General features: G+C 51.0%; 23 protein-coding genes and 1 pseudogene. 19 read left to right on the forward strand and 5 right to left on the reverse strand.

Going from position 1 to position 23,372, the window contains the following annotated elements:
* From M3194_RS31845 to M3194_RS24985, 4 genes and pseudogenes are all read right to left on the reverse strand, one after another.
* Positions 1 to 175 (reverse strand): annotated as a pseudogene (locus M3194_RS31845) (IS1182 family transposase); the annotation flags it as partial.
* A 308-nt stretch (positions 176 to 483) separates the two neighbouring features.
* The gene (locus tag M3194_RS24975; RefSeq protein WP_251656814.1) at positions 484 to 942 is read right to left on the reverse strand and encodes a hypothetical protein; all 459 of its coding nucleotides are present in this window, start codon (positions 940 to 942) and stop codon (positions 484 to 486) included.
* On the reverse strand, positions 939 to 1,712 hold the full coding sequence (locus M3194_RS24980) for a hypothetical protein (protein WP_251656815.1): 774 nt from the start codon (positions 1,710 to 1,712) through the stop codon (positions 939 to 941). Before M3194_RS24980 ends, M3194_RS24975 begins: the two co-directional genes overlap by 4 nt.
* Before the next feature lie 7 nt (positions 1,713 to 1,719).
* Positions 1,720 to 2,589, reverse strand: coding sequence for a hypothetical protein (locus M3194_RS24985; protein ID WP_251656816.1), 870 nt, complete (start codon positions 2,587 to 2,589; stop codon positions 1,720 to 1,722).
* A gap of 168 nt (positions 2,590 to 2,757) precedes the next feature.
* Here M3194_RS24985 and M3194_RS24990 point away from each other — a divergent pair, with 168 nt between their 5' ends.
* The 3 genes from M3194_RS24990 to M3194_RS25000 all read left to right on the forward strand — a co-directional run bounded on the left by M3194_RS24990 (position 2,758) and on the right by M3194_RS25000 (position 5,545).
* Positions 2,758 to 4,410: a fibronectin type III domain-containing protein gene (locus tag M3194_RS24990; RefSeq protein WP_251656817.1), complete on the forward strand. Its 1,653-nt coding sequence runs from the start codon at positions 2,758 to 2,760 to the stop codon at positions 4,408 to 4,410.
* A 126-nt stretch (positions 4,411 to 4,536) separates the two neighbouring features.
* A complete protein-coding gene (gene ybaK, locus M3194_RS24995; protein WP_251656818.1) occupies positions 4,537 to 5,010 on the forward strand; it encodes a Cys-tRNA(Pro) deacylase in 474 nt (157 codons plus the stop codon).
* A gap of 70 nt (positions 5,011 to 5,080) precedes the next feature.
* On the forward strand, positions 5,081 to 5,545 hold the full coding sequence (locus M3194_RS25000; RefSeq protein ID WP_251656819.1) for a hypothetical protein: 465 nt from the start codon (positions 5,081 to 5,083) through the stop codon (positions 5,543 to 5,545).
* A gap of 3 nt (positions 5,546 to 5,548) precedes the next feature.
* On the opposite strand, the gene M3194_RS25005 is transcribed toward M3194_RS25000, so the two are convergent.
* Positions 5,549 to 5,968, reverse strand: a complete 420-nt coding sequence (locus tag M3194_RS25005) for a GNAT family N-acetyltransferase (RefSeq protein WP_251656820.1) — start codon at positions 5,966 to 5,968, stop codon at positions 5,549 to 5,551.
* Positions 5,969 to 6,140: 172 nt separating this feature from the next.
* Here M3194_RS25005 and M3194_RS25010 point away from each other — a divergent pair, with 172 nt between their 5' ends.
* From M3194_RS25010 to M3194_RS25085, 16 genes are all read left to right on the forward strand, one after another.
* Positions 6,141 to 6,947, forward strand: a complete 807-nt coding sequence (locus tag M3194_RS25010) for an alpha/beta fold hydrolase (RefSeq protein WP_251656821.1) — start codon at positions 6,141 to 6,143, stop codon at positions 6,945 to 6,947.
* Between the two features lie 69 nt (positions 6,948 to 7,016).
* Complete coding sequence (locus M3194_RS25015; protein WP_251656822.1) at positions 7,017 to 7,451, forward strand: YciI family protein; 435 nt, start codon at positions 7,017 to 7,019, stop codon at positions 7,449 to 7,451.
* Positions 7,448 to 8,716, forward strand: a complete 1,269-nt coding sequence (locus tag M3194_RS25020; protein WP_251656823.1) for an RNA polymerase sigma factor — start codon at positions 7,448 to 7,450, stop codon at positions 8,714 to 8,716. Before M3194_RS25015 ends, M3194_RS25020 begins: the two co-directional genes overlap by 4 nt.
* Positions 8,716 to 9,138: a YciI family protein gene (locus M3194_RS25025; protein WP_251656824.1), complete on the forward strand. Its 423-nt coding sequence runs from the start codon at positions 8,716 to 8,718 to the stop codon at positions 9,136 to 9,138. Before M3194_RS25020 ends, M3194_RS25025 begins: the two co-directional genes overlap by 1 nt.
* A gap of 87 nt (positions 9,139 to 9,225) precedes the next feature.
* A complete protein-coding gene (locus tag M3194_RS25030) occupies positions 9,226 to 9,600 on the forward strand; it encodes a VOC family protein (protein WP_251656825.1) in 375 nt (124 codons plus the stop codon).
* Positions 9,601 to 9,906: 306 nt separating this feature from the next.
* Complete coding sequence (locus tag M3194_RS25035) at positions 9,907 to 11,445, forward strand: spore germination protein (RefSeq protein ID WP_251656826.1); 1,539 nt, start codon at positions 9,907 to 9,909, stop codon at positions 11,443 to 11,445.
* Positions 11,446 to 11,457: 12 nt separating this feature from the next.
* Entirely contained in the window at positions 11,458 to 12,639 is a 1,182-nt protein-coding gene (locus M3194_RS25040; RefSeq protein WP_251656827.1) for a Ger(x)C family spore germination protein, read from the forward strand.
* Positions 12,640 to 12,659: 20 nt separating this feature from the next.
* Positions 12,660 to 12,884 (forward strand): hypothetical protein, encoded by a 225-nt coding sequence (locus M3194_RS25045; protein ID WP_251656828.1) that lies wholly within the window; start codon positions 12,660 to 12,662, stop codon positions 12,882 to 12,884.
* Positions 12,885 to 12,905: 21 nt separating this feature from the next.
* On the forward strand, positions 12,906 to 14,054 hold the full coding sequence (locus M3194_RS25050) for a GerAB/ArcD/ProY family transporter (protein WP_251656829.1): 1,149 nt from the start codon (positions 12,906 to 12,908) through the stop codon (positions 14,052 to 14,054).
* Between the two features lie 103 nt (positions 14,055 to 14,157).
* Positions 14,158 to 14,949 (forward strand): NUDIX hydrolase, encoded by a 792-nt coding sequence (locus M3194_RS25055; protein WP_251656830.1) that lies wholly within the window; start codon positions 14,158 to 14,160, stop codon positions 14,947 to 14,949.
* Positions 14,950 to 15,029: 80 nt separating this feature from the next.
* On the forward strand, positions 15,030 to 15,959 hold the full coding sequence (locus M3194_RS25060) for a cysteine hydrolase family protein (RefSeq protein ID WP_251656831.1): 930 nt from the start codon (positions 15,030 to 15,032) through the stop codon (positions 15,957 to 15,959).
* Positions 15,960 to 15,997: 38 nt separating this feature from the next.
* Complete coding sequence (locus tag M3194_RS25065) at positions 15,998 to 17,485, forward strand: nicotinate phosphoribosyltransferase (protein WP_251656994.1); 1,488 nt, start codon at positions 15,998 to 16,000, stop codon at positions 17,483 to 17,485.
* The gene (gene nadD, locus M3194_RS25070; RefSeq protein WP_251656832.1) at positions 17,482 to 18,108 is read left to right on the forward strand and encodes a nicotinate-nucleotide adenylyltransferase; all 627 of its coding nucleotides are present in this window, start codon (positions 17,482 to 17,484) and stop codon (positions 18,106 to 18,108) included. Before M3194_RS25065 ends, nadD begins: the two co-directional genes overlap by 4 nt.
* Positions 18,109 to 18,136: 28 nt before the next feature.
* Positions 18,137 to 18,976 (forward strand): ammonia-dependent NAD(+) synthetase, encoded by an 840-nt coding sequence (nadE, locus tag M3194_RS25075; protein ID WP_251656833.1) that lies wholly within the window; start codon positions 18,137 to 18,139, stop codon positions 18,974 to 18,976.
* Between the two features lie 222 nt (positions 18,977 to 19,198).
* On the forward strand, positions 19,199 to 20,269 hold the full coding sequence (locus M3194_RS25080; protein ID WP_251656834.1) for a LacI family DNA-binding transcriptional regulator: 1,071 nt from the start codon (positions 19,199 to 19,201) through the stop codon (positions 20,267 to 20,269).
* 273 nt (positions 20,270 to 20,542) lie between these two features.
* Complete coding sequence (locus M3194_RS25085) at positions 20,543 to 23,320, forward strand: beta-galactosidase (protein ID WP_251656835.1); 2,778 nt, start codon at positions 20,543 to 20,545, stop codon at positions 23,318 to 23,320.
* Positions 23,321 to 23,372: the final 52 nt, after the last annotated feature.

The raw sequence follows: 23,372 nt of genomic DNA on the forward strand, positions 1-23,372 counted from the left end.
TGAGCATTTTCGGATGGTAGCTGTCCCGGCCACCTCCGGGATAAGCTTTGGTGAAGAGCTTCATATCTAAGCGATTGACCGCATCGTTGATGACGCGTACGAGATGATTTTCGGGGATATCTTCTTGCAAGTCCATTGGCAAGGACAGTTGATCCATGGTATATTCTTTGTACATAAAGAAGCCTCTCTTTACTTAGAATGGTTGGTGGTACTTCTATTCTAACAAGGGTCGGCTTCTTTTTGTTTGAGCATTTCATGAACAGGTTAAGGGCAGACGGAGCATGAAATGATTCTGGAGAAGCGCCAGCGTTCGCTTTTGTAAAGGGATTCCCTACCTCTGAATATTAATTCAAGGAATCCCTGAGCAATGGCGATCGGAAGAACATTTCATGCGCAGGCTGCTGTTTAGCCCAAATACAAAAAAAGGGGGTGTCCCATCGTCATTTACATGACTTATGGGACACCCCCTTGTGATGCGGGCAGCTATTCATCGGATACGCGGGCGAGGCCAACCGTGAATGCGCTGTTCGCCCACATGACCCGTTGAACCTCGCCCGCTTGACCGGCATGGCATTGCACGATGACGCTGACATCCGCTTTAGGCTTCGGAAGCTGTCTGGTTTTTTTTGAAAAAGCAGCATGAATCCCGAATCCCAGACAGAAGCCGATAAAGGCTGCAATTATGCCGCAGATAATTGGACCCCAGGTCCATATAAACCCCAGGCTCGTGCCAATGACGGACAATGCTGTCGCGCAGGCCATGCCAATCTCGACTCCCTTGGAATGGGAGCTTTCTCTTTTTTGATGATCGGTTTGAAATTCCCGGGGTACATGTTCCATGCAAACGACCAACAGCCGCTCTCTGGAGATTCCTATACTCTCCAGCTTGGTCAACGCATACTCAAGCTCAATGGAATGCGGAAAGGTTCCAATGATAATCATGCCTTATCACCTGACCTGCCAAAGAGTTGAACGGAAGAGGAACGATACCGGTTATTTAGATATTGGCGCTGCTCCAGGTTGAACAGAAGATTATGCTCCTTGGCTTTGATATAAGCGTGATAGACTGCTCCTCCGATGACCGAAGGCATAAATAACAGCCAATGCGGATTCAATACCGTGACCGATTCGGCGATATGGCCCGTTAGAATATGGATTAGCGCTTCGTGAGCATGAGATAGCGATATATACAGCCACCACCAGAACATCGCATAGAAGGCCAGACCAATCCGGTGGTTGTACAGCTGACCTAAACCGGGGAAGAACAACGAGAACACAGCTGCGACTAACGGACTTTTGGGCTGGATGTATTGTACCTCGGATGCAAAAAGCTTCATGCTCGGTAGCGGCTCCCGTTCAAGCCGGGCAATATGATAAAGCTTATTCTGATAGACAGCGGAACGATAGCTGTCCCACATGACAATGAAATAGATAATGATATACCCAAGAACCCAACGCGGATCAAGGACCGCCTTGGCCTGCTCGAATTTACCGCATAGAGAATAAACGATGGCAATGTTGATATGGCCTAGCGTATTGAATATCACCTCGGACAAGGTAAGAATGGTCCCTCTCAAATATTGGTTCAGCAAAAAATGCCCAAAGCCGGGGAAGGCTGCCGACCACCAGAGAACCATGTAAGGGCTGCGGATATTTAGCGAGGTCACACCAAATACGCTCAATTTGGCCAAAGGCCGGCGTGAAGGATTCATGCAGGGTCTAACGCTCCCTTCGTACAATGCGGTAGATGCCGTTTAACAGCTGAAGGACTATAACCTGAAGCAAGATTAACAGGAGTATCAGTCCAATACCCGATGTATATAAAATATCCCGCCTCATAAGCCACCAATAGCCGCAGGCAAGCGAACCGATCACTATCGTTTTCCAGATCCAATTCCCCCGCATCGAAATTAACCATGCAAACAAAACGGAATCTATATGAACGATTAATGTGGCGAATGCAAGGTTGTCTCTTGCGGGATCCTCAAACCAGCCGGGCCGAAATCCGATCCGGTGAAACAGCAGCAGATACGAAGACATGATGGTCCCCTGCAGAGACACATTAATGATATAAAGCACTATCAAACGGAACAGATAAGGCTGATCCGACTGGCATAGCTTTCTCCAGAACCATTTTCCTGTGGCAAATAAGAAGGTTAGACCTATCCCCGTATAGATGATTTTCCACCAATGATGCTCGAAAATTCCCAAAGAGATAAAGGTTTGTTCAATCCCCATAAAGCCCGCCGCAATAAGCAGAATCCGCCGGAAGCGAACGCCGTATACCGCAATCAGCGTGCACGCAGACGGAACGATAAAGCCATTGGATACAATAGCCCCCATGGCGCTGTCATAGAAGGGATCCTTGAGTATGCCGGGCATGTAATCGTAGCTGTGCAAAATAATGAAAATGATCAATTCCAGCATATAAACAGCCCCGGCAACAGCTATGTAGAAGGGGATAAGCTTCAAGCTTCTCGCTTTAACGGAGGAGAGTGCGATAAACGCAAAGCTAACGATAGTAAGGACCAGATAAGGGACAAAAGCAGGAATAAGATCAACCCCGATAAGCCATATTGGACGCAGCATGTTTATTTTTCCAATAATCCCCTGATTTATTCCATTGATATCCTCTTGAGGAATTAAGATGGCATGATAGCTTTCACATCAAACCTTCAACTGCGCCGAACATTCGCTTAATCATTTGTCAATAAAATAGGGTATGTACCACATTTTACCTATTGGGAGAGTGAATTCATGTACGCGTCACCAATGAAACGCATGGTGAAAACAGCTTGGGTCGGGACAATGGCAGCAGCACTGTTGGCCACTCCGTTCCTCCATTCGCAGCCGGCCTTTGCGGCAGTAGGCACGCCTAACTATGAGGTTAAGCTGAACCTGGATCCGGCCTTGGTACTGGACTCGAGCCACAATCTGGTTAGTGCCGTCAGAAGCGAATTTGACACAGGCAGCTCCTACAAATCTTACAAAGTCCAGTACATGGATACGGCATCGCAAAGCATGCAGGGCCGAGGCTGGAGCGAGCGGATCCGCAAGCGCGACGATGAGAGCAAGCATGAGATTCAGTATAAGAAGCGCTATGACGTTGCAAACGGCGATATTAACGCGGCGTTGAATCAGGCGGCAGGCGAAGGATTGGATTCGTCCTCTGGCTTCGATTTCCAAGTCGATTGGGGCTATTCCAAGCAAACGCTCAGCATCGATTACGAGAAGGAAGTATCGATCTCCGGATCAAGCGGCAGCGGCCTCAAAATGCCAAATGAAGCGACATCCCGTACGGTGTCCGTTGCCAATGAGCCAAGCAAGTTTGCGAACTGGACAAGCTCCGGCTGGGGCACAGCTCAGCTGAACAACGCGGTTGTGTACGGTCCGGTTGATTTCAAGCGTTATGAAGGAACCTTCGATGATCTCGACCTGGACATTGAAGTATGGACGGTCATTAATGAAGCGAAGACGGGTTACGAGTATTGGGTGGAAGCCTCCTTCAAGACGGACAGCTACAGCGAAGCAAGCTCGACGCGGACGGCGCTTATTAACGAGCTTAACGGCAAAGGCTGGCTGATCCCGCAGGATCTGCTCCGGACAAGCCAAATTATCCAACGTTATGCCCCGGCCCCGGCCGTACCGGACACAACGGCTCCGTCGGTGCCAACCAATGCGGCGGCAACGGCCGTATCCAGCAGCCAGGTGAATGTAAGCTGGACGGCTTCCACGGATAATGCAGGTGTCACCGGCTATAATGTTTACCGTAACGGCGTATTGGCAGGCTCGCCGACGGGTACCTCTTACAGCGACACGGGACTTACGGCTTCAACAAGCTATTCTTACACGGTGAAGGCGAAGGACGCGGCGGGTAATGTTTCGGCAGCGAGCAGCGCGGTCAGCGTAACGACGTTAGCTGCGGGCAGCGGCGGAACCGTTGGCGGTACGTATAACGTAAACGGCAGCACGGGCGCTTATATGGAAGCGGAGAGTTATACGACGAAAAATGGTGCCTTCGTAAACGCAGCCTGCTCGGCATGCTCGAACGGTTATGAGATGGAGACGGCAAACGGCTCCGGCAACAGCGATACGAACTACGTCGCTTACACGATTAACGTAACCAACGGCGGCTCCTTCTACGTTCATTTGCTGAGCAGCGGTGTTGACAGCAGCTCGGACAGCTTTACAGTAGCAATTGACGGCGCATCCGGCTCACAGGTTACAACGACATCGAACAACACTTGGGCTTGGAAAAAAACAAGCGGCTCCATCTCGATCGCAAACGGTACGCATACGCTGTACATTAAAGTAAGAGAAGACGGCGCAAAGGTGGATAAAATCTACCTGTCGAAATCCAGCACGTCCCCAACGGGATTAGGCGGTACGGCGGCAACGCCGGTAAGCTAGCAAGACAGAGTAGAGCGGACACATCTTTTGAGGTGTCCGCTTTCTATTTGTGCCCGAGAAATGGTCTCCGCCTCAATTCCTTGGTATAGTCAATTTAGGACTACATTCAGGAATGAGGTTTTTTATATGTCTGGCAAAACAAACGCCTGCCGCAAGCTGGATTCTCTTCATATCCAATACACGCTTCACGAATACGAGTGGGACGAGGATCAGCTTGACGCGGATACCGTTGCTGCCAAGGTCGGATTACCGGCGGACCAGCTCTATAAGACGCTTGTGCTCAGGGGGGATAAGTCCGGGGTTATTGCAGCTTGCATCCCGGGGGATAAAGAGCTTAATCTGAAAAGCCTGGCGCAAGCAAGCGGCAATAAGAAAGTCGAGATGGTAGCGGTCAAGGAGATTCAAGGCCTGACCGGATATATTAGGGGAGGGGTCTCGCCGCTTGGGATGAAGAAGAATTACCCTTTTTATCTGCACGAAACCGTGATGTCAACGGAACTGGTCAGCATCAGTGCCGGCCGCCGCGGCTTGCAGATTTTCCTGAGCGGTCCCGACCTGGCTGCCGCTTCCCAAGGCAAGCTTGCGGATATCGCGCATTAAGCCAAGGTTGAACGATCTCTAATCCGGCAAGTCTAGGACTATATACTAGTCGGTAAAGGATCGGTGACTTATGGCGAAGATCATGGGCAGAATAGGCGCATGCATGGGACTGTTCATTGTGCTGGCCTGGGCAGCGCTTCTGCTCGGCTACTATGGGAAGGTTCAATGGCAGAAGCTCCAGGCGGAGAGGAATACCGCGCATTTTCTTAAAGCCGTTCAGCTAGAGCGGTATGATGACGCGGTTAGTCTGTTCGGGGAGCCGCTTAGGCGGGAAAGCCTGCAAGCTCTTCAGCCTTTGCGGTTAGTCGAGTACAGCCGGATAAAAGCCGTGTTTGACGATGGCTGCGTGTGCGGCGGCCATGCGAAGCTTACGTTTCAGGCGGATGGTCCGGCCGTTACGGTGGATGCCGTTTTCTCGCTTGGAGAAGGCCTTAAATCCGGTCAAATCTGCGCGGGGATCACCAATGAGCAGCGTTTAGCGATCCCGCAATTAGGCGATTGGAACAAGGCGATCTGCGGGAGCGATTCTTTCTAGGAGCTAACGCTCCAGTCTCATACAGATGCTTCTCTCCCGAAAACCAAGCGATTTCCAGAACGCATTAGCGGACTCATTCCAATGCATCACTTCGATATCAAGCTGGTCTGTACGCAGCAGGCTGGCCAGCCGTTCAAATGCCAATCTCCCATAGCCCTTTCTCCTCTGATCCCGGCAAATAAAGAACTGCCTTACATAAAGGGGCTGCCGGTTATGGTCAACCAGAGCATAACCGATTATCTCACCCCCCTGCTCAAACAAATAGGCTTTATAATCTGTCCGAATAAAATGCCACATTCTCTCCTTCAGCTCTATCGCGGTCATGGCATTATCGTGACGCTCATCCTCAATCAGCTGCTTGTTCAGCTTCGCGAGCAGCTCCACGTCTGCTTCGCCGCCTATTCGTATGGTCAGTCCATTCATCTAAGTTCACCTCGCTAAATTTAAATTCCTGGTAATAAGATTCATTCGTTTAATTGCTTTATTTACCCTGCCAAAAAAACTTTTCATTTTTTTTATTACGGATGTCGATTTCGATGCCGGGCGTTCGTCGTTATAGTAAGAAGCTCAAAAACCACGGTTAGGAGAGATGGCAATGAACATAGTTATTTCTAAGGACGGCACCAAGATTGCTTATGACAAAACAGGGCATGGTCCGGCGCTCGTATTGGTAGCGGGAGCATTCAGCTACCGGAAGTTCCCGGGTCAGTTGGAGCTTGCGGATATGCTGTCCACCAGGTACACCGTCTACAATTATGACCGCCGAGGCCGGGGAGAGAGCGGTGACGCCGCATCTTATGCAATCGAACGGGAGATCGAGGACTTGAACGCAATGATTGAAGCAGCCGGCGGTTCCGCTTATGTCTGGGGGTTGTCCTCCGGCGCGGTGCTGGCTCTGGAGGCTGCGGCGAGCGGCTCCAATATTACAAGATTGGCGCTGCATGAGCCGCCGTTTATCGTGAAGGCGGAGGATCCGAAGCCGCCAAGCGATTTTACCGAATATGTCGGCAAGCTGATTGCCGATGACCGGCGCGCGGATGCCATTAAATATTTTATGACCAAAGGCATGGGAGCGCCTTCCTTCATTATCCCGATGATGCGAATCATGCCCGGCGTATGGAGCAGGCTGATGGCCGTTGCGCACACGCTTCCTTATGATGCGGCTTTGCTCAAAGGTTATGTCGGCGGTCAAGCGTTGCCCCGGAACAAGTGGAACCATGTCACCGTTCCAACGCTGGTGCTCGAGGGGACGGAAAGCCCTGCATCTCTGCGCCATGCCGCTCAGCAGACAGCCGAGGTCCTGCCGAACGCGCAGCTGATCAGCAAGAAGGGACTTGGGCATACGAAAAAGCTTCATGCCACCATGGTCGCGCGGGAGCTTTCTTCTTTCTTCGCAAGTTAGTTTTTTGGCAGGTGACGGAAGATTGCTGGAGAAGAGTTAAAGACAAACACCTATTAGGAGGTTATTTCGATGAGATTCATGATGGTCGTGAAAGCAACAACGGATTCGGAGGCAGGAGTCCTGCCTAGTCAAGAGCTGATTGACGCCATGCAGAAATACAACGAGGAGCTTGCTAAAGCCGGGGTTCTGCTCGCGGCGGACGGTCTGCATTCCAGCGCGAACGCGGTTCGGATTTCGTATCCGGAGCCGGGCGGCAAGCCAAAGGTGGTTGACGGTCCTTTTACGGAAGCGAAGGAAATGATAGCGGGTTATACGCTGATCGAAGTGAAGTCGAGGGAAGAAGCTCTAGAATGGGCGCTTCGGATGCCGGATCCGCATGGCTTTGGGCAAGGCGAGATTGAGCTTCGCCAGGTGTTCGAGTTGGAAGAGCTGATGGAGAACCCGGAGTCGCGAGCCAAGGAGGAAGCGCTTCGCAAGCAGGCCCAGGAGTCCAAAAAGGCGTGAGCGTCTCCCAAACGCATCGTACCATCGATACGATATGGCGAATGGAGTCTCCGAAGCTGATTGCAGGGTTAATCCGGATCGTCCGGGATGTCGGGCTGGCTGAGGATATCGCGCAGGATGCGCTCGTCATCGCGCTTGACCGTTGGCCAAACGCGGGCATTCCGGACAAACCGGGTGCCTGGCTGATGACCACGGCGAAGCGCCGGGCTATCGATCTGCTAAGACGCAACAAGCTGCGGGATCAGAAATACGTCGAGATAGCCCGGGAAATAGATTTATATACCGAGGACGATGTTGATCGTGCATTAGACGGGGAGATTGAGGATGATCTGCTGCGCCTGATCTTTATGACGTGTCATCCGGTGTTGTCGCAGGATGCAAGAGTTGCGCTTACGCTGCGTTTGTTATGCGGCCTGACCACCGATGAGATAGCGCGTTCTTTTCTCCTTGCGGAGTCGACGATCGCCCAGCGGATTGTCCGGGCTAAGCGTACGTTAAATACGGAGAAGGTTCCCTTTGAAGTTCCGGCGGGAAAAGAGCTTGAGGAGCGGTTATCCGCTGTTCTGGAGGTCATTTATCTCATGTTTAACGAGGGGTATTCGGCCACCTCCGGACAGGATTGGACCCGGCCGCTGCTCTGCCAGGAGGCGCTCAGGCTGGGTCGCGTCCTTGCTGCCATTGCCCCTGGCGAGTCGGAGGTTCATGGTCTGACAGCTCTGATGGAGATTCAATCCTCAAGGCTTAAAACCCGCGTTAACGCACAAGGGGAGCCCGTTCTTCTGATGGAGCAAAACCGGGCGAAATGGGATCAGCTCCTGATTCGCCGCGGGCTTGCTGCCCTGGAGCAGGCGCAAAGGAAGGGAAGGACGCTTGGTCCGTATGCGCTGCAGGCTTCTATTGCCGCCTGTCATGCGGTGGCGCGTACTCCGGCAGATACGGACTGGATCCGCATTGCGGCCCTATATGAAGCGCTGTTGAGGAAAACCCCTTCTCCTATTGTGGAGCTGAACCGCGCGGTTGCCATCGGTATGGCTTTTGGCCCGGCATACGGGCTGCAATTGGTTGACGCCCTGCAAGCCGAGCCCTTGCTGCAGGGGTACCATCTGCTGCCTAGCGTTCGAGGCGATCTGCTGGAGAAGCTGGGGCGGCTCGAAGAAGCCTGCACGGAGTTTGAACGCGCGGCTGCCATGACCCGCAATGAGAAGGAGCAGCAGCTGCTGCTCAAGCGGGCCGCAGCATGCAAGGGGGAAGGAGGGCGGACATAATGCGTTATTTGTTAATGGTGAAGGCTACCGGCTTTACGGAGGCTGGCGTACAGACCGGCGAGGATTATAAGGAAGCTGTAACCGCCTACCGGAAGTCGCTGGCTAAGGCAGGCGCGCTGCTTGCCGCGGAGGAGCTGAGCCCAAGCTCGTCGGGAATGAGAGTAGCTTATTTATCCGGCGGCGCTGCACCGGAGGTTTGGCCGGGTCCTTTTCCAATTGAGCAGGGACTGATAGCGGGATTTACCTTAATTGACGTCAATACGGAAGAAGAGGCATTGCAATGGGCGCTTCGCATGCCGATTCCAACAGGCCAAGGTTCGTACGGCATAGAGCTGCGCCGGTTGGAGGATCCGGCGATTCATCCCCGTGATCCAAGGCAGTCAGCCATGGAGGCTGAACTGAAGAATGGTCTGCAATTGTAGGCAGCCAACATGTCAGCTTACGGTTGAATAGGTAGTTATGGTAATATATAGCTGGCAATTACTCTAATACAAGGAGTGTTGGAATTTATGATTAATCAACTTGGACAAGTTATGCTGTACGTGAATGATCAGGAGAAAGCCAAAGAGTTTTGGACCGAGAAAGCGGGATTTAAAGTGGTGGCTGAGGAAGAAGCCATGGGCGAGAAATGGATTGAGCTTGCTCCTGTTGGTGCTCAAACCTCGATTATTCTCCATAATAAAGAAGTAGTTGCCAAGATGTCTCCAATGGTCAATCTCGGAACTCCATCGCTCATGTTCTTCTCGGATAAGCTGGATGAGCTCTACAGCGAATTCAAGAATAAAGGCGTTACCGTGGGAGAGCTTGTTGAGCTGCCGTTCGGCCGGGTGTTTAACTTCGCCGATTATGAAGACAATTATTTCGCGATAATGGAGAGAAAATAATTTGCGACCAATAAGCCTTGATGATCTTCTGATCATCAGGGCTTTTTATTTTTCCTTAATATGACTAGCATGGCGACCTGGCCTTCGCCCGGTCGGCAGGGATGCAAAGATATACCCTGTTAAAGGCGCTCGAGCGTCAGCGGAAGAAAGAGATCCGCGCGAGTTATTTTTAAGCAGGCAGCCATTAGGCTGTCTTTTTTGTTAGCTCCGCACCTTCTAACGGATATCTAAGCCCGAAGTTTAACGACCCTCACCGGATGGTCATAATGGGAAGGATAGACATTTATCCGGGAGGAAGGCTCGCTTATGCATCGGCAAAAACGTTCTGGCACCAATGACAATCAAATGCTGCCCGAGTACGCCAACGTTCCTATAGATCCTTTGGTTGAAAATAATTTATTGCGCCTGAAGCGCGATATGGGCGGCAGCGATGACCTGATCATGAGGCAAATCCATAACACCGGGATTCGCGAGGCGGCAGCGGCGGTTGTCTATATCGATGGATTATGTAACGCGACGGCTATTAATCAATACATATTTGATGTGCTGGACTATTCCTTGCCTCAATTTAGGGAGGATACGTCTACGCTTGATGCAGGGGCGCTAGCCAAAAAGCTGTTAAACGGAATGGGGCCCGTCCGAACCGTGTCCGAGCTGGGCTCCCTCTATAAAAATCTGCTCTCGGGCGAAGCGATTATATTGATTCGCGGGCAAAAGCATGCTTACAGCGCGGATATCCGGGAATGGAAGGGCCGGGACGTTACGGAATCGACGAACCAGACATCCGTAAGGGGGCCGCGGGAAAGCTTTACCGAAACGCTTCGCACCAATACGTCGCTGATCCGGCGGAAAATCAAAGACCCCCGGCTCTGGCTTGAAACGGTCACCCTAGGCGATCTCACCAAAACGGACGTGACCATTATGTACATTAAGGGGCTGGCAAAGCCAGCTGTCCTGCAAATGGTACGAGACCGCCTGAGTAAAATCCAGATCGACGGTATCCTCGACAGCGGATATATTGAGGAATTGATTGAGGATGGCAAATGGTCGCTTTTCCCTACGGTATTTAATACCGAGCTGCCGGATAATGTGGCCGGACAGCTGCTGGAAGGGAGGGTGGCCATTCTGGTCGAAGGTACGCCTAACGTCCTTATTGCTCCAACCCAGCTCGTTACCTTTTTCCAGTCGCCGGAGGACTATTACCAGCGTTACTTCTATGCGAGTTTATTGCGCGCTCTGAGATTCGTAAGCGTCTTTATCTCGCTGTTTTTCCCGTCTCTTTATATTGCGATTACGACCTTTCACCGGGATATGCTGCCGGCATCCCTGCTGATCTCTTTGGCCGCGCAGCGGGAGGGAGTACCGTTTCCGGCTTTTTTCGAGGCGATGATTATGGAGATTACCTTCGAGATTTTGCGGGAAGCCGGCTTGCGCATGCCGCGAGCGATCGGTCAGGCGGTGTCCGTAGTAGGTACCCTTGTAATTGGTCAGGCAGCGGTAGAAGCGGGAATTGTCTCCGCGGCGATGGTTATTGTGGTATCCATTACCGCGATTTCGACGTTTACGCTTCCAGCCTACAGCATGTCGATCCCGGTGCGTATTCTTCGCTTTGGCTTCATGGGGGTTGCGGCAAGCTTTGGCCTGTTTGGGATCATTATGGGCTTCTTTGTGCTTATGCTCCATCTGTGTGCTCTGCGTTCCTTTGGCGAACCGTTTATGTCTCCGCTCTCGCCATTTGTCAAAACAAACATGCAGGACGCCTTATTCCGTCTGCCAAGATGGCTTGCGTTCAAACGGCCGGATACCTCGCTTGAAGCCGACTCAAGCAGAATCCGCAAAAATTAAGGAGGCATTAACATGCTCTACAAATTTGCTGTTTCAATGTTGTGCCTTCTCTTGCTGACGGGCTGCTGGAGCAGACGGGAATTAAACGAGCTTCTGATTGTTCTCGGGATGGGGATTGATTGGGAGGATGGACATTACCTTGTCTCTTACCAGGTTGTAAACCCAAGCGAGATCTCCAATCAGCAGAAAAGAGGAGACCGTCCGCCGAGCACTCTTTTTCAGGGAAGAGGAAGAACGTTGTTTGAGGCGGCCAGATCGGTTACCACCGAGGCACCGCGCAAGGTGTATCTTGGACATTTGCAAATTTACGTTATCGGCGAGGAAGCGGCAAGAAGAGGCATCAACGAGTTAATAGACGTTTCCGCCCGCGATAACGAAACGCGAATGGACTTTAATATTATCATCGCAAAAGGAACCAAAGCGGAGAACGTTCTAAAGCTGTATACACCGGTGGAGAAGCTGCCGAGCTACAGCATGCAGCAGTCGCTGCAGACCTCCGAGAAGAACTGGGCGCCAACCATTGCCGTGACGCTGGATGAGGCCTTAACCAACCTCTCTTCGCAAGGAAGCGAGCTGGCTTTGACCGGTATACGGGTCATTGGCAGCCCGGAAATAGGAGAAACCAAGCAAAATGTAGAGAAATTTTTGCCGCCGAGCCGATTCCGCTATTCGGGTATTGCGGCATTCAAGGGCGATAAGCTCATTGGCTGGCTGAATGAAAGGGAGAGCAGGGGCTATACCGATATTACGAATAATCTGGATAGTACTACGATCGCTATACCATGCGGGGAACAGCGATATTTAGGAGTAGAAGTGACCTCATCCAATTCCAAAATCAAAACAAAGGTTGTTAACGGTAAGCCGGAGGTCGAGGTAGCCATCCGAACGGAAGCAAACATTGTCGAGAGGTCGTGTACGGACGTTGACTTATCCAAACCGGAGACGATCAAGGAATTAGAGGCTAAGACGAAGCAAAGCGTTCAAACCAATGTTGAAGATGCCGTTTCACGGGCCAAGGAGATGAAGTCGGATATATTTGGCTTTGGTACTCAGATGGAGAAGGATCATCCAGCCTTTTGGAACCAGGTCAAGGATAAATGGCGCGATGAATACTTTCCGAAGATCAAGGTGAATTACAAGATCCAAATCTTTATCCGGGATACCGGTACAACCATGAATAGCACGATTAAATAAGGAGAGGAGAGCGGCAAAAGATGGCATCCGTATTTGCTGTTCTGGCTTTGGCGGCAGCTACTTTTTGGCTGGAAGCGCCTGCGCTAATCCGACAGAAGCAATTCCGCGAGCTAGTTATTTTCCTTGTCCTTCTCTTGGCAGGAAGTGCATTGTATAGTGCTTTGATGCTTCAAGTCAAGCTCCCTAATCCTTTTATGTTCATCAAATGGATGTATGCATGGACAGGGGGGACAAGCACCATGTAGAGGGAAAGGGGGAGGTCAGGTATGTCTATATATAAGAATAGTAAAATATCGGTCAGACAGTTTTGCATCCTCATTATGATTGGAACGGTTGGAGACTCCATTCTCGTTATGCCGACGATTACAGCGGTTTCCTCCAAACAGGATGCCTGGCTCTCCATGCTGCTTGCCTTTATTGGGGGACTTATAACGGGCGGATTATTCGCAGCCATTGCCAATAAGCTTCAGCGAGTAAGCTTATATGAAGCCATCCGCCAAAGGCTGGGAGTATGGTTTGGCGGCTTCTTTTTTCTTCTTTTTCTGTTTGCTTCGTTTATGTGTTGTTTGACCTTGCTCAGCGAGATGATCCAATTTATGACGACGCAGTTGATGCCCGAGACTCCGGTTACGGCGATCATTATATTTTTTGCAGCGGTCATTATTATTGCTTACCGGTATGGCATTGAATCTTATGCGAGAATGGGAGAGCTGCTGTTCCCCGTCTTTATGGGACTGTTTGTCATGCTTGTTGTCTTTCTTCTGCCGCAGGTGGATTGGCCCAATGTTCAGCCGATAATGGCCAAAGGGTTTTTCTCGATTATCTCGGGGGCATATCCTGCCTACTGTACAGGCTTCGTTGAGATGGCCGTGCTGCTCATGCTAGTACCGTACGTTACGGGTAAAGGCAAGCTGACGAAGCCGATTCTGACGGGCTTTACAGTAGGAGGCATGGTCTTGTTCCTGGTGGTTCTACTCAGTGTTCTTGTGCTTGGGCCAAGCTTGATGGAGACGAAATATTACCCGACCTTTGTGCTTGCCCAGAAAATTATGATTGGCCATTTTTTCGAGCGGATTGAAGCCGTAATGGCCTTCCTGTGGGTTATTACCGTGTTCTATAAAACCCTGCTTCATTTCTTCACCATTACGACAGGGCTGGCGCAGGTGTTTCAATTGAAAGAGAGCAAGATGCTGACCATTCCCCTTGGCATGATTTTGCTGGTTGGCACGGTTGTTGGCACGCCAAACATCGTGGTTTACAATGTAATTCTAATTGAATATTATCCGTGGTTTGACATCACCTTTTTCCTTGCGCTGCCGATCGTTTTTCTGATTCTCCTGCTTGCGATCAAGAAAAAACAGCAGAAGACGCAACAGCCGCCGCAACAACAACCGCAGCAGCCACAGCAGAATTAGGCGGATTTTTTACAAAAAACGCTTGTTACCGATGCGGGAGCATGTTAATATGGGTCTATAAGTAATAAAACATGAAATATGAAATATTATTGAGGTGACTCGAATGGCCCGCTACAATTCCGAAGAAGAAGTTCTCGCCCATTACGATCCGAAGAAATACCGGACGCCGGATGGCTATACAAGCGATATTGCCGTATTTACGATCATCAGCGAGCCAATCGCGCCAAACAAACCGCCGAAGCGGACGTTAAAGCTGATGCTGATCCGCCGGTCGCGGCTGGATGGGCAAGGGAATCCGAATATCGAAGGCGGCAAATGGGCGCTGCCGGGCGGCTTTATTGATCCCGAGGAGATAGCCTACGAAGCGGCGAAGCGAGAGCTTTCCGAGGAGACCGGGGTAGAGGGCATTCATATCCAGCATTACGGCGTCTATGATAAGCTGGGCCGGGATAAGCGGGGATGGATTATATCGAATGCCCACTACGCCATTGTGCCGGAGGATTATCTCGGCAAGCGCAAAGCCGCGGATGATGCCGAGGATGTGGAGCTCTTTACCATTGATGAAATCAAGGAGCTGGAGCTTGCCTTTGATCATCGCCAAGTAATCGCCGATGCGTATGAGATTATCCGCAGACATATGCTGCTTTCGACCGTCGCACGGAACTTCCTGCCGCAGGAATTTACATTAAGCGAGCTGCAAAGCGTGCTGCTGACCGTAACGGACAGCCCGAAGGTGGCCAAATATTCCACGTTCCGCAACCGTGCCGAGAGGCTTCCTTTCATCGAAGTGGTGAAGACGGACGGGGAAACCAAAACGACATCAAGAAACTCCAAGCGGCCATCGATTTTGTACCGTTTCAAAGAGGGAGAGCCTCTGGAGTCCATCTACTTCTAAGGTATTGTCACAATACCTGTTCTTTTTATAAAAAATATTTCATAAAACATGAAATAAGGAATATAAGGAGAGATTTATCTATGACAGCGAAAAATGAACGGCTAAATACTCCGTTTGATTATCTGTTCCACATGCTGGAGATTGGCGGTAAAAGCAGCGTTACCATGAACGAAGTGCTGGCCGAAGCAGCGAAGGAGAAGCTTCCGCCCGCGGAAGCAGACGAAGAGCGTATTCTGCTTCTTGTCATCGATCAGCAGAACAGCTTCATCGAAGGAGGGGATTTGGGGGTTCCCGGTTCGGTGCAGGATACAGCCCGGCTTGGAAAATTTATGTACGAAAATTTGCATAAAATCACACAAGTCGCGCTCACCAAAGACGTCCATACCCCGCTGCAAATTTTCCATCCTTGCTGGTGGGTCGACCGGAACGGTCGGCATCCCGTGCCCGTGGAGACGGTCATTACAGTAGAGTCCGTGATGAATGGCGAATGGACGCCGGTCTTCTCGCCGGCGAGGAGCCTTGCCTATCTTCATGAGCTGAAGTCGGGAGGAAAAAGGGAGCTCAGAATCTGGCCGTATCACTGCCTGGAAGGGACAAACGGCGTAGAATTCGAAAGCCAGTTTATGAATCTGGTTTACTTCCATACCGTATCGAGAAGAAGCACGCCGGTTATTTTGGAGAAAGGGCAGGATCCGCTTAGCGAAATGTATGGCGCGTTCTACCGGGAGGATGGCGTGGCCAGCGACGCAAACCGCGCTTTCCTGGACAGCCTGCTGGATTACAGCAAAATTTATATCGCGGGTCAGGCACTCTCGCATTGCGTGCTCGATACGCTGAAGCATATTTTGGAGCATCATGCGGATAATCGAGCGTTTACGGAAAGCATTCTTCTGCTTAAGGATTGTTCGAGCCCAATTCCGGGAACGGAAGCATTAACGGATGCGGCCATGGAGGAGATCGTTCAACGATACGGCATTCAGCTTGTGACGGCGGAGGGCCTTGCAATATAAGCATACGGAGGTTAGGGGAGATGGACAGCATGGAGCAAATGACGAAGATTTATGCGGATGACAGCCTTGCGCTGCATACGGACTTATATCAGGTGAATATGGTGGAGACTTATTGGGCCGAAGGGATAAGCGAGCGGAGAGCGGTATTCGAACTCTTTTTCCGCAAGCTGCCTTTCGGGAACGGCTATGCGATATTCGCGGGCTTGGAGCGGGTAATTGAGTATGTGCAAGGCTTCGGGTTTACCGCATCGGATCTGGCGTATTTGAAGGATGAGCTGGGTTATGAAGAGGATTACCTGGACTACCTTGGGAAGCTTCGCTTCAACGGGACAATTACCGCCATGCGCGAAGGTGAGCTTGTCTTCGGCAATGAAGCGATTCTCCGGGTAGAAGGCACGCTGGCGGAAGCCCAGTTAATCGAAACGGCGCTGCTGAACATCGTGAACTACCAGACGCTTATCGCGACAAAGGCTTCGAGAATCCGCAATGTTGTTGGGGAGGACGCGCCGCTGCTCGAGTTCGGCACGCGTCGTGCCCAGGAGATGGACGCTGCGCTGTGGGGCTCGCGGGCTGCGATTATCGGGGGCTGCGACGCGACCTCGAACGTGCGCTGCGGCAAACGGTTTGGCGCGAAGGTATCGGGTACGCATGCCCATGCGATGGTTCAGGCGATGCTGGATGAATACGAAGCATTCCTGCGTTATGCCAAACGACAAAAGCAGATGAACCGCAAATGCGTCTTCCTCATCGATACGTACGACACGCTCAAATCGGGCATTCATAACGCTATTCGAGTGGTGAAGGAGCTTGGCATTAAAGACTTGTTCGAAGGGGTTCGGCTGGACTCGGGCGATCTTGCTTATCTGTCGAAGGAGGTCCGGAAGCTGCTGGATAAAGCGGGCTTTAAGCAGACAAGGATTTACGCTTCGAATGATCTTGATGAATACACGATTCTGAACCTGAAGGCGCAGGGAGCGGTCATCGATGCATGGGGAATCGGCACAAAGCTGATTACGGCGTATGATCAGCCGGCTTTAGGCGCAGTCTATAAAATTGTGGCGATAGAAGACGAAACAGGAAATATGGTCGATACCATTAAGATTTCGGGCAATCCCGAGAAGGTCACGACGCCGGGGATGAAGAAGCTGTACCGGATCATTAATCTGGCGAATCATCGCTCGGAGGGCGATTATATTGCGCTGGAAGAGGAGAAGCCGCAGGAGGAAGGGCGTCTCAAGATGTTCCATCCGGTGTACACCTACATCAGCAAATTCGTAACGAATTACGAGGCGCGGGAGCTTCATGCGGATATTTTCGCAAACGGAAAATTGGTGTACGAGTTGCCCCGCCTGTATGAGGTGCAGGCCTTTGCGAAGGCGAATCTGGAGCTGCTCTGGGACGAATACAAGCGGAATCAGAACCCGGAGGCTTATCCGGTAGACTTAAGCCAGCGCTGCTGGGATAACAAGATGAATCTCATCCATGCGATGAAGGAGAAAGCGGAAGGAGTGGCCAAACAGACATGACAACGAAATCGCGGAAAATCGGCATTTACGGCTCTTCGTTTGACCCGGTTACGAATGTGCATTTGTGGACGGCATCCACGGTAGCGCATCGCAAAAATCTGGATTTAGTCATCTTTCTGCCTTCCTCCAGCATGAGACATGACAAGAAAACGAACACAAGCGACGAGCATCGGATAAACATGATAAAGCTTGCGATTCAGGACAATCCGAAATTCATTATGGATCCGTATGAGCTTCAGGTGCTGGCCGGCATGCAGTATACGTTTCATACGATGAGGCATTTCCGCGAGCAATACCCGGAGGATGAGCTGTATTTCATTATGGGAGCGGATCTGCTGGTCGATATTTCGGAAGGAAAATGGTCGCATGAGAAGGAATTGATTGAGGAAAATAAGTTCATCATAATGGCACGTAATGGAATTGATATGACGGAAGCGATCTCCCGCTCGCCGCTGCTGCGCAATCATGACGACGGCAGATTCCAGCTGATGAGCAAAGGGCTTGCGATGGAGATCAGCTCCACTTATATCCGGGATGAATTCAGCCGTGGCGGGGAACCGAGGTATTTATTGCCGGATGCCTGCTATGACTATATCAAGAAATACGGGCTGTACCGACAATAAGACAATCGATTAAAGGAGGCGCATGGTGATGACCTTGCAGCAGCAGATTATTGAGAAATTGGGAGTAAAGCCGCAGATTGACGCGCAGGAGGAAATTCGGAGAACGATTGATTTTATTAAGGATTATATGACCTTCGCGCGAAAAAGCGCTCTTGTGCTCGGTATTTCGGGAGGCCAGGATTCGACGCTTGCCGGCAAGCTCTGCCAGATGGCCGTTAACGAATTAAACGATGAAGAGCGGGAAAAGACCTATCGCTTCATCCCTGTCCGGCTGCCTTACGGCAATCAGAAGGATGAGCAGGATGCGCAGGACGCGATAGCTTTTATCGGAGCGGAAGGCTTCATCACGATTAATATTAAAGCGGCTGTTGATGCCGGAGCTGCAGAATATGAAGCGCGGACAGGAAAGAAATTAAGCGACTTTACGAAGGGCAACCGGAAGGCACGAGAGCGCATGGTTGCGCAGTTCGAGATCGCTGCCGAAGAGAACGGGCTGGTGATTGGCACGGATCATGCGGCCGAGGCGATCACGGGCTTTTATACCAAGTTTGGCGATGGCGCGGCGGATCTGACACCTTTATACCGGCTGAACAAACGGCAAGGCAGACAGATTCTGAAGGAGCTTGACTGCCCGGAGCATCTGTACCTGAAAACTCCTACGGCGGACCTCGAAGAGAATAAGCCGCAGCTCGCTGACGAAGTCGCGCTGGGCGTGACTTACGACGATATTGACAACTATCTGGAGGGCAAGGAAATCGGAGAGGAAAGCCGCCAAAAGATCGAAAATTGGTATATCCGGACGATTCACAAACGCGAACAGCCGGTGACGGTTTTTGACCGTTGGTGGAAGAAAACCGAAGGGAAATAGATTGAAAAAAAACGGAAGCCTATCCTTATTCTCGAGGATAGCGGGTCACTTTTCATCGTGACTCGGCTATCCCGAGCGGGATAGGTTTTTTGTCATGATCAACAAGGCTAAATATATAGGCCGTTAATACTAAATGCGAATAATTGTAAATCATTGTTTTTATTTTCGAAAAAATCTGCTATTCTACTGGTGATCAGCTAATGGATTGGGGAGTGAGCACTTTTGAAACCGGTTACAGTGTATGATATTGCGAAAGAAGCGAATGTATCGGTTGCAACGGTATCGCGTGTTTTGAACAATACCGCCCCTGTAAAAAAGTCAACGAGAGATCGCATCGTGGAATTGATGAACAAGTACCAGTTTCAGCCTAATGCATTAGCTAGAAGCCTGTCCAAGAAGGAAACGGGGATGATCGGCATCATTTTGCCGGATATTACGAATCCCTTCTTCCCAGCGGTTCTGGCCGGCTTTGAGCAAGAGGCGAGGAATAAGGGCTATACGTTCTTTCTATGCGATACCGTGTCGACAAACGGGGATTCCAAGGAGCAATATGAACGTGAATCGCAGTATCTTGGCCTGCTGATGGAGAAGCAGGTCGACGGCATCGTGATGATTGGCGGCCGGATTAATCTGGCGAGGCCAAGCGAAGCCATGGTCAGCGAAGTGGTTGATATCAGCAAACGCGTGCCTACCCTGCTCATTAACGGGAATCTGCCCGGGCAAAATATCCATTCGGTTTGCGTGGACGAACGGGAGGGAGCCGAGCTTGCGACGCAGCATTTGATCGACCTGGGACATCGGGATATCGCGTTTGCCGGCGGTTACCAGAGCATGGCCAATACGCTGCAGCGCGTGCAGGGATTTGTGAAGACCATGGAGAAAAACGGGCTGAAGGTCCGCAAGGACTGGGTATTGGACGGCGGCTTTACGGTTGAGAAGGGCAAGCTGTTCATGAATTATTTGCTTAGTCTGCCCGAGAGGCCGACGGCACTATTTTGCGCGAACGATCTTGTGGCGATTGGCGCTCTTAAGGCGGCTTACAATGCCGGTCTTCGGGTGCCGCAGGATCTGTCGCTGGTTGGCTTTGATGATGTTCCTTATGCGTCCAACAGCATCCCGGAATTAACGACGGTTTCTCTCAAATGCTACGAAATCGGGAAATACGCGGCCGAGCAGCTGCATAAGATGATTACCAAAAGCAAAGTCAGCAAAAAGACCAAGCTCAGACCCGAATTAGTCATCCGGGAGTCGACAGCTCCTCCTAATGTTTCAAGGCCAAAGGGACCAAATTGAATTTTTAGATAAATATTTCAAAAAAACTAATTGACAACGCTTTCAACTCTGATTTAGAATCAAGGTGTCAAAGCAATCCACTGTTCGAATAAAAATGAAACCCGTTTCAATGCTATCGGCTATCATCATACTTAACCCATGAAATGCACGTAAGAATACCGTAATTAGACAGTTAATGTTGTTTCGGATCGAATGTGTATTTTATTTTTACCAAAAAATGAAACGGGTTTCATGAAACGGGATACATGTCTGATAGATCGGGGGGTTTATCTCATGAGTTTAGATACACAAGCGATATCGGCTGTTCAATTCGATGCTGATGCTGTTCGTATCCATGGAGAGCCAAAGCTTCTCTTAAGCGCTTCGCTCTTTTATTTCCGGATTCCGAGGCTCCTATGGAAAGAACGGATGGAGCAGCTGAAGGCTTACGGCTATAACAGCATTGATGTCTACTTCCCTTGGAACTATCACGAATTAAGGGAAGGCGAGTGGGACTTCACCGGTGAGCGTGATGTCAAAGCCTTCCTATCTGCAGCCAGAGAAGCGGGATTATGGGTGATTGCAAGACCGGGACCTTACATCTGCTCCGAATGGGACGGCGGTGCGCTTCCTGCATATCTGTTCGCTCAGGGCATTGAGATTCGCCAGAATGATCCGGTGTTTCTCTCAAGAGTAGCCGGCTGGTTCGACCGCATTATACCACTGCTGAAAGCCTATCAGGCTGGAGAGGGCGGGACGGTTATCGCGGTTCAGCTGGACAATGAGCTGGATTTCTACGACTGCAAGGATCCGGAAGGATATATCGGCGCATTAAGAGATCTGACGCTTGCCCATGGCATTTCGGTTCCGCTGTTCGCATGTGCCGGTCAAGGAGGATTGCTGCAGGCGGCAGGAATTGCCGAGGGTGTAGCTCCTACCTGCAACTTCTACCCGGATAACCGTGATCCTGAGTTTGAGCAAAAAGTGCTTCATTACGGCGGACTCATGGAAGAGCTTGGTTATCCGCTTCTAGTGACCGAGACGAATCGTGCGCATTACCTGCTTCGCCGCTTGCTTGGCTGCGGTGCCAAACTTCTTGGACCATACCTCCAGGTATCGGGCACGGACTTTGGCTTCACGAATGCAACGAATAACTGGGGCAAGCCGCTTGCTTTCATGACATCGGATTATGACTTCGGAGGAATGATTTCGCCTGAAGGCCACATTCGGCCGGAAGCGTATGAGGGGCGGATGCTCGGCAGGCTGACCGAAGCATACGGCAGTAGACTTGCCGAAGCGAAAGCAGTCGGAGCAGCAGACAATAGTCTTAGCCGTACCGGCCAATGGAATAACGTTGCCGGTCCTTATGTACTGGAATTGAAGGATGGCGGACAACTGCTATTCCTGACAAATCTGGACGATGAGGATAAGGAGATAGCAATAGCCGGCTCGCCATCCTTCATTTTGCGGGGAGGTTGCTCGCTTGCTCTGCCTCACCGGATTCCATTAACGGGTTGGGGATTGGAAGGAACCTTGGAGCAATCCACAGCAGAGCTGTACTTCGCGAAGCAAGCCGGAAGCAAAACCGCTCTTGCGTTCCATACGGAAAGTGCCGGTCAAATTCAACTTAACAGCGAAGCCATTGCTGCTGTTGAGACGGAGAACGGCGAGGCAGAGCTTCGGGATGGCATGTTGAGGATTAAATTTGATGGGACATCGGATGCAGTATGCCGAGTAAATTACCATAACGGGACGCTTTTGACGATTGTAATCCACAATAAAATAAAAGCGCTTTATATGGATGAAATGGATGAAGTAGGAACAGGTAGCTTTGGTTCAGCGGAAGCTCGCGCTTCTCATGAAGAGCTGCTGGAAGTAGAGATTTGGCAGAAAAGCTCCTTGGATGGAGCGGTGCCGATGAGCTCACCGGGTGCGCGGCAGTCAAGAGAGCAGGCAGCATACCTGGAGCAATGCGATATTTATCGCGGATATGCCTGGTATGAAGCGACGGTTCCTCCTCATGATTCAGCTCAAGCGGAAGGGGTACTTATCAAGAATGGCAGCGATGTAATATCGCTTTATGTGGACGGCCATTATGCAGGAACTACCGTACCGGGCGGAAGCAGCAGTTATCTTCCGTTGAAGGAAGGGCTGCAATCAGGTAAGCTGGTTGCCCGCACGGAAATCTGGGGACATTCCAACTTCGATGATTCCAGATTGCCAGGACTGAAGCTTCATTCTTTGAAAGGGCTTACAGGAATGACGCTTGTGACCAAGCAGCATGAACTGAGCCGTAACTGGAGCGTGTACCGGGCGGCGGATCGTACGATTCGTCAGGAGCTTACATCTGAGGTTGACCGGAAGTTATGGCCGGTTGTGAATCTGGGCGGCTGGTTATCGCCGGATCATCCGGCCTTCGAATATTACCGGAAGAGCTTTACTCCGGGGGATCAGGCAGACAGCTGGACGATTTACTTCGAAGGCATGCAGTCCATGGCGAAGGTTTTTGTAGACGGCAATCCTGCAGGCGATGTTTATCCGTTTGATCCTTATCTGGATTTATCCTCCTGCCTTAGAGCTGGACAGCAGGCTGAGCTTGCCATCTTCCTGGAGAGAGTAATTGGACTTCCTGCCGGAAGAAGAGCTGTGATGTACGAGGGAGTGAAGGCGGCAGATTGGATCATCAGCGGAGCAGAGGAGCCTGAGCTGTTAGCCCATGCGGATGCGGCACGCTCTCAGTCACAGATTGCGGAATTGCCGGTGCAGCTGGAGCCGGGTCAGACGGCATGGCTGTACAGCACGATTCAGAATTCGGATAACGGCAAGGGTTGGCGCGCATTCGTCTCGGGATCAGGCCTTAAGCTGACGGTGTTTCTCGAAGGTCGGCTTGTTGGACGGATCTGGACGCCTAGTGAAGAGGGCAGGCCGGTCATTACCGGCGGAAGCCAAGAGTCCGTTTACTTGCCTGGCGCATGGTTCGAGAAGAAGGAAGGCGAGGTTGCCATCCTTTTGGAGGCAGTTGATCAAGCTGGAGCCTGCAGGCTGGAGGCTATAAGGCTTCAACCGGTTTAAAAATCTTAGGTTTACGCTTACGAAGTATGAATGGTCACAAAAAGGCATGTGA

Source organism: Paenibacillus glycanilyticus (genome assembly GCF_023715145.1).
In the GTDB taxonomy this organism is placed as follows: domain Bacteria; phylum Bacillota; class Bacilli; order Paenibacillales; family Paenibacillaceae; genus Pristimantibacillus; species Pristimantibacillus glycanilyticus_A.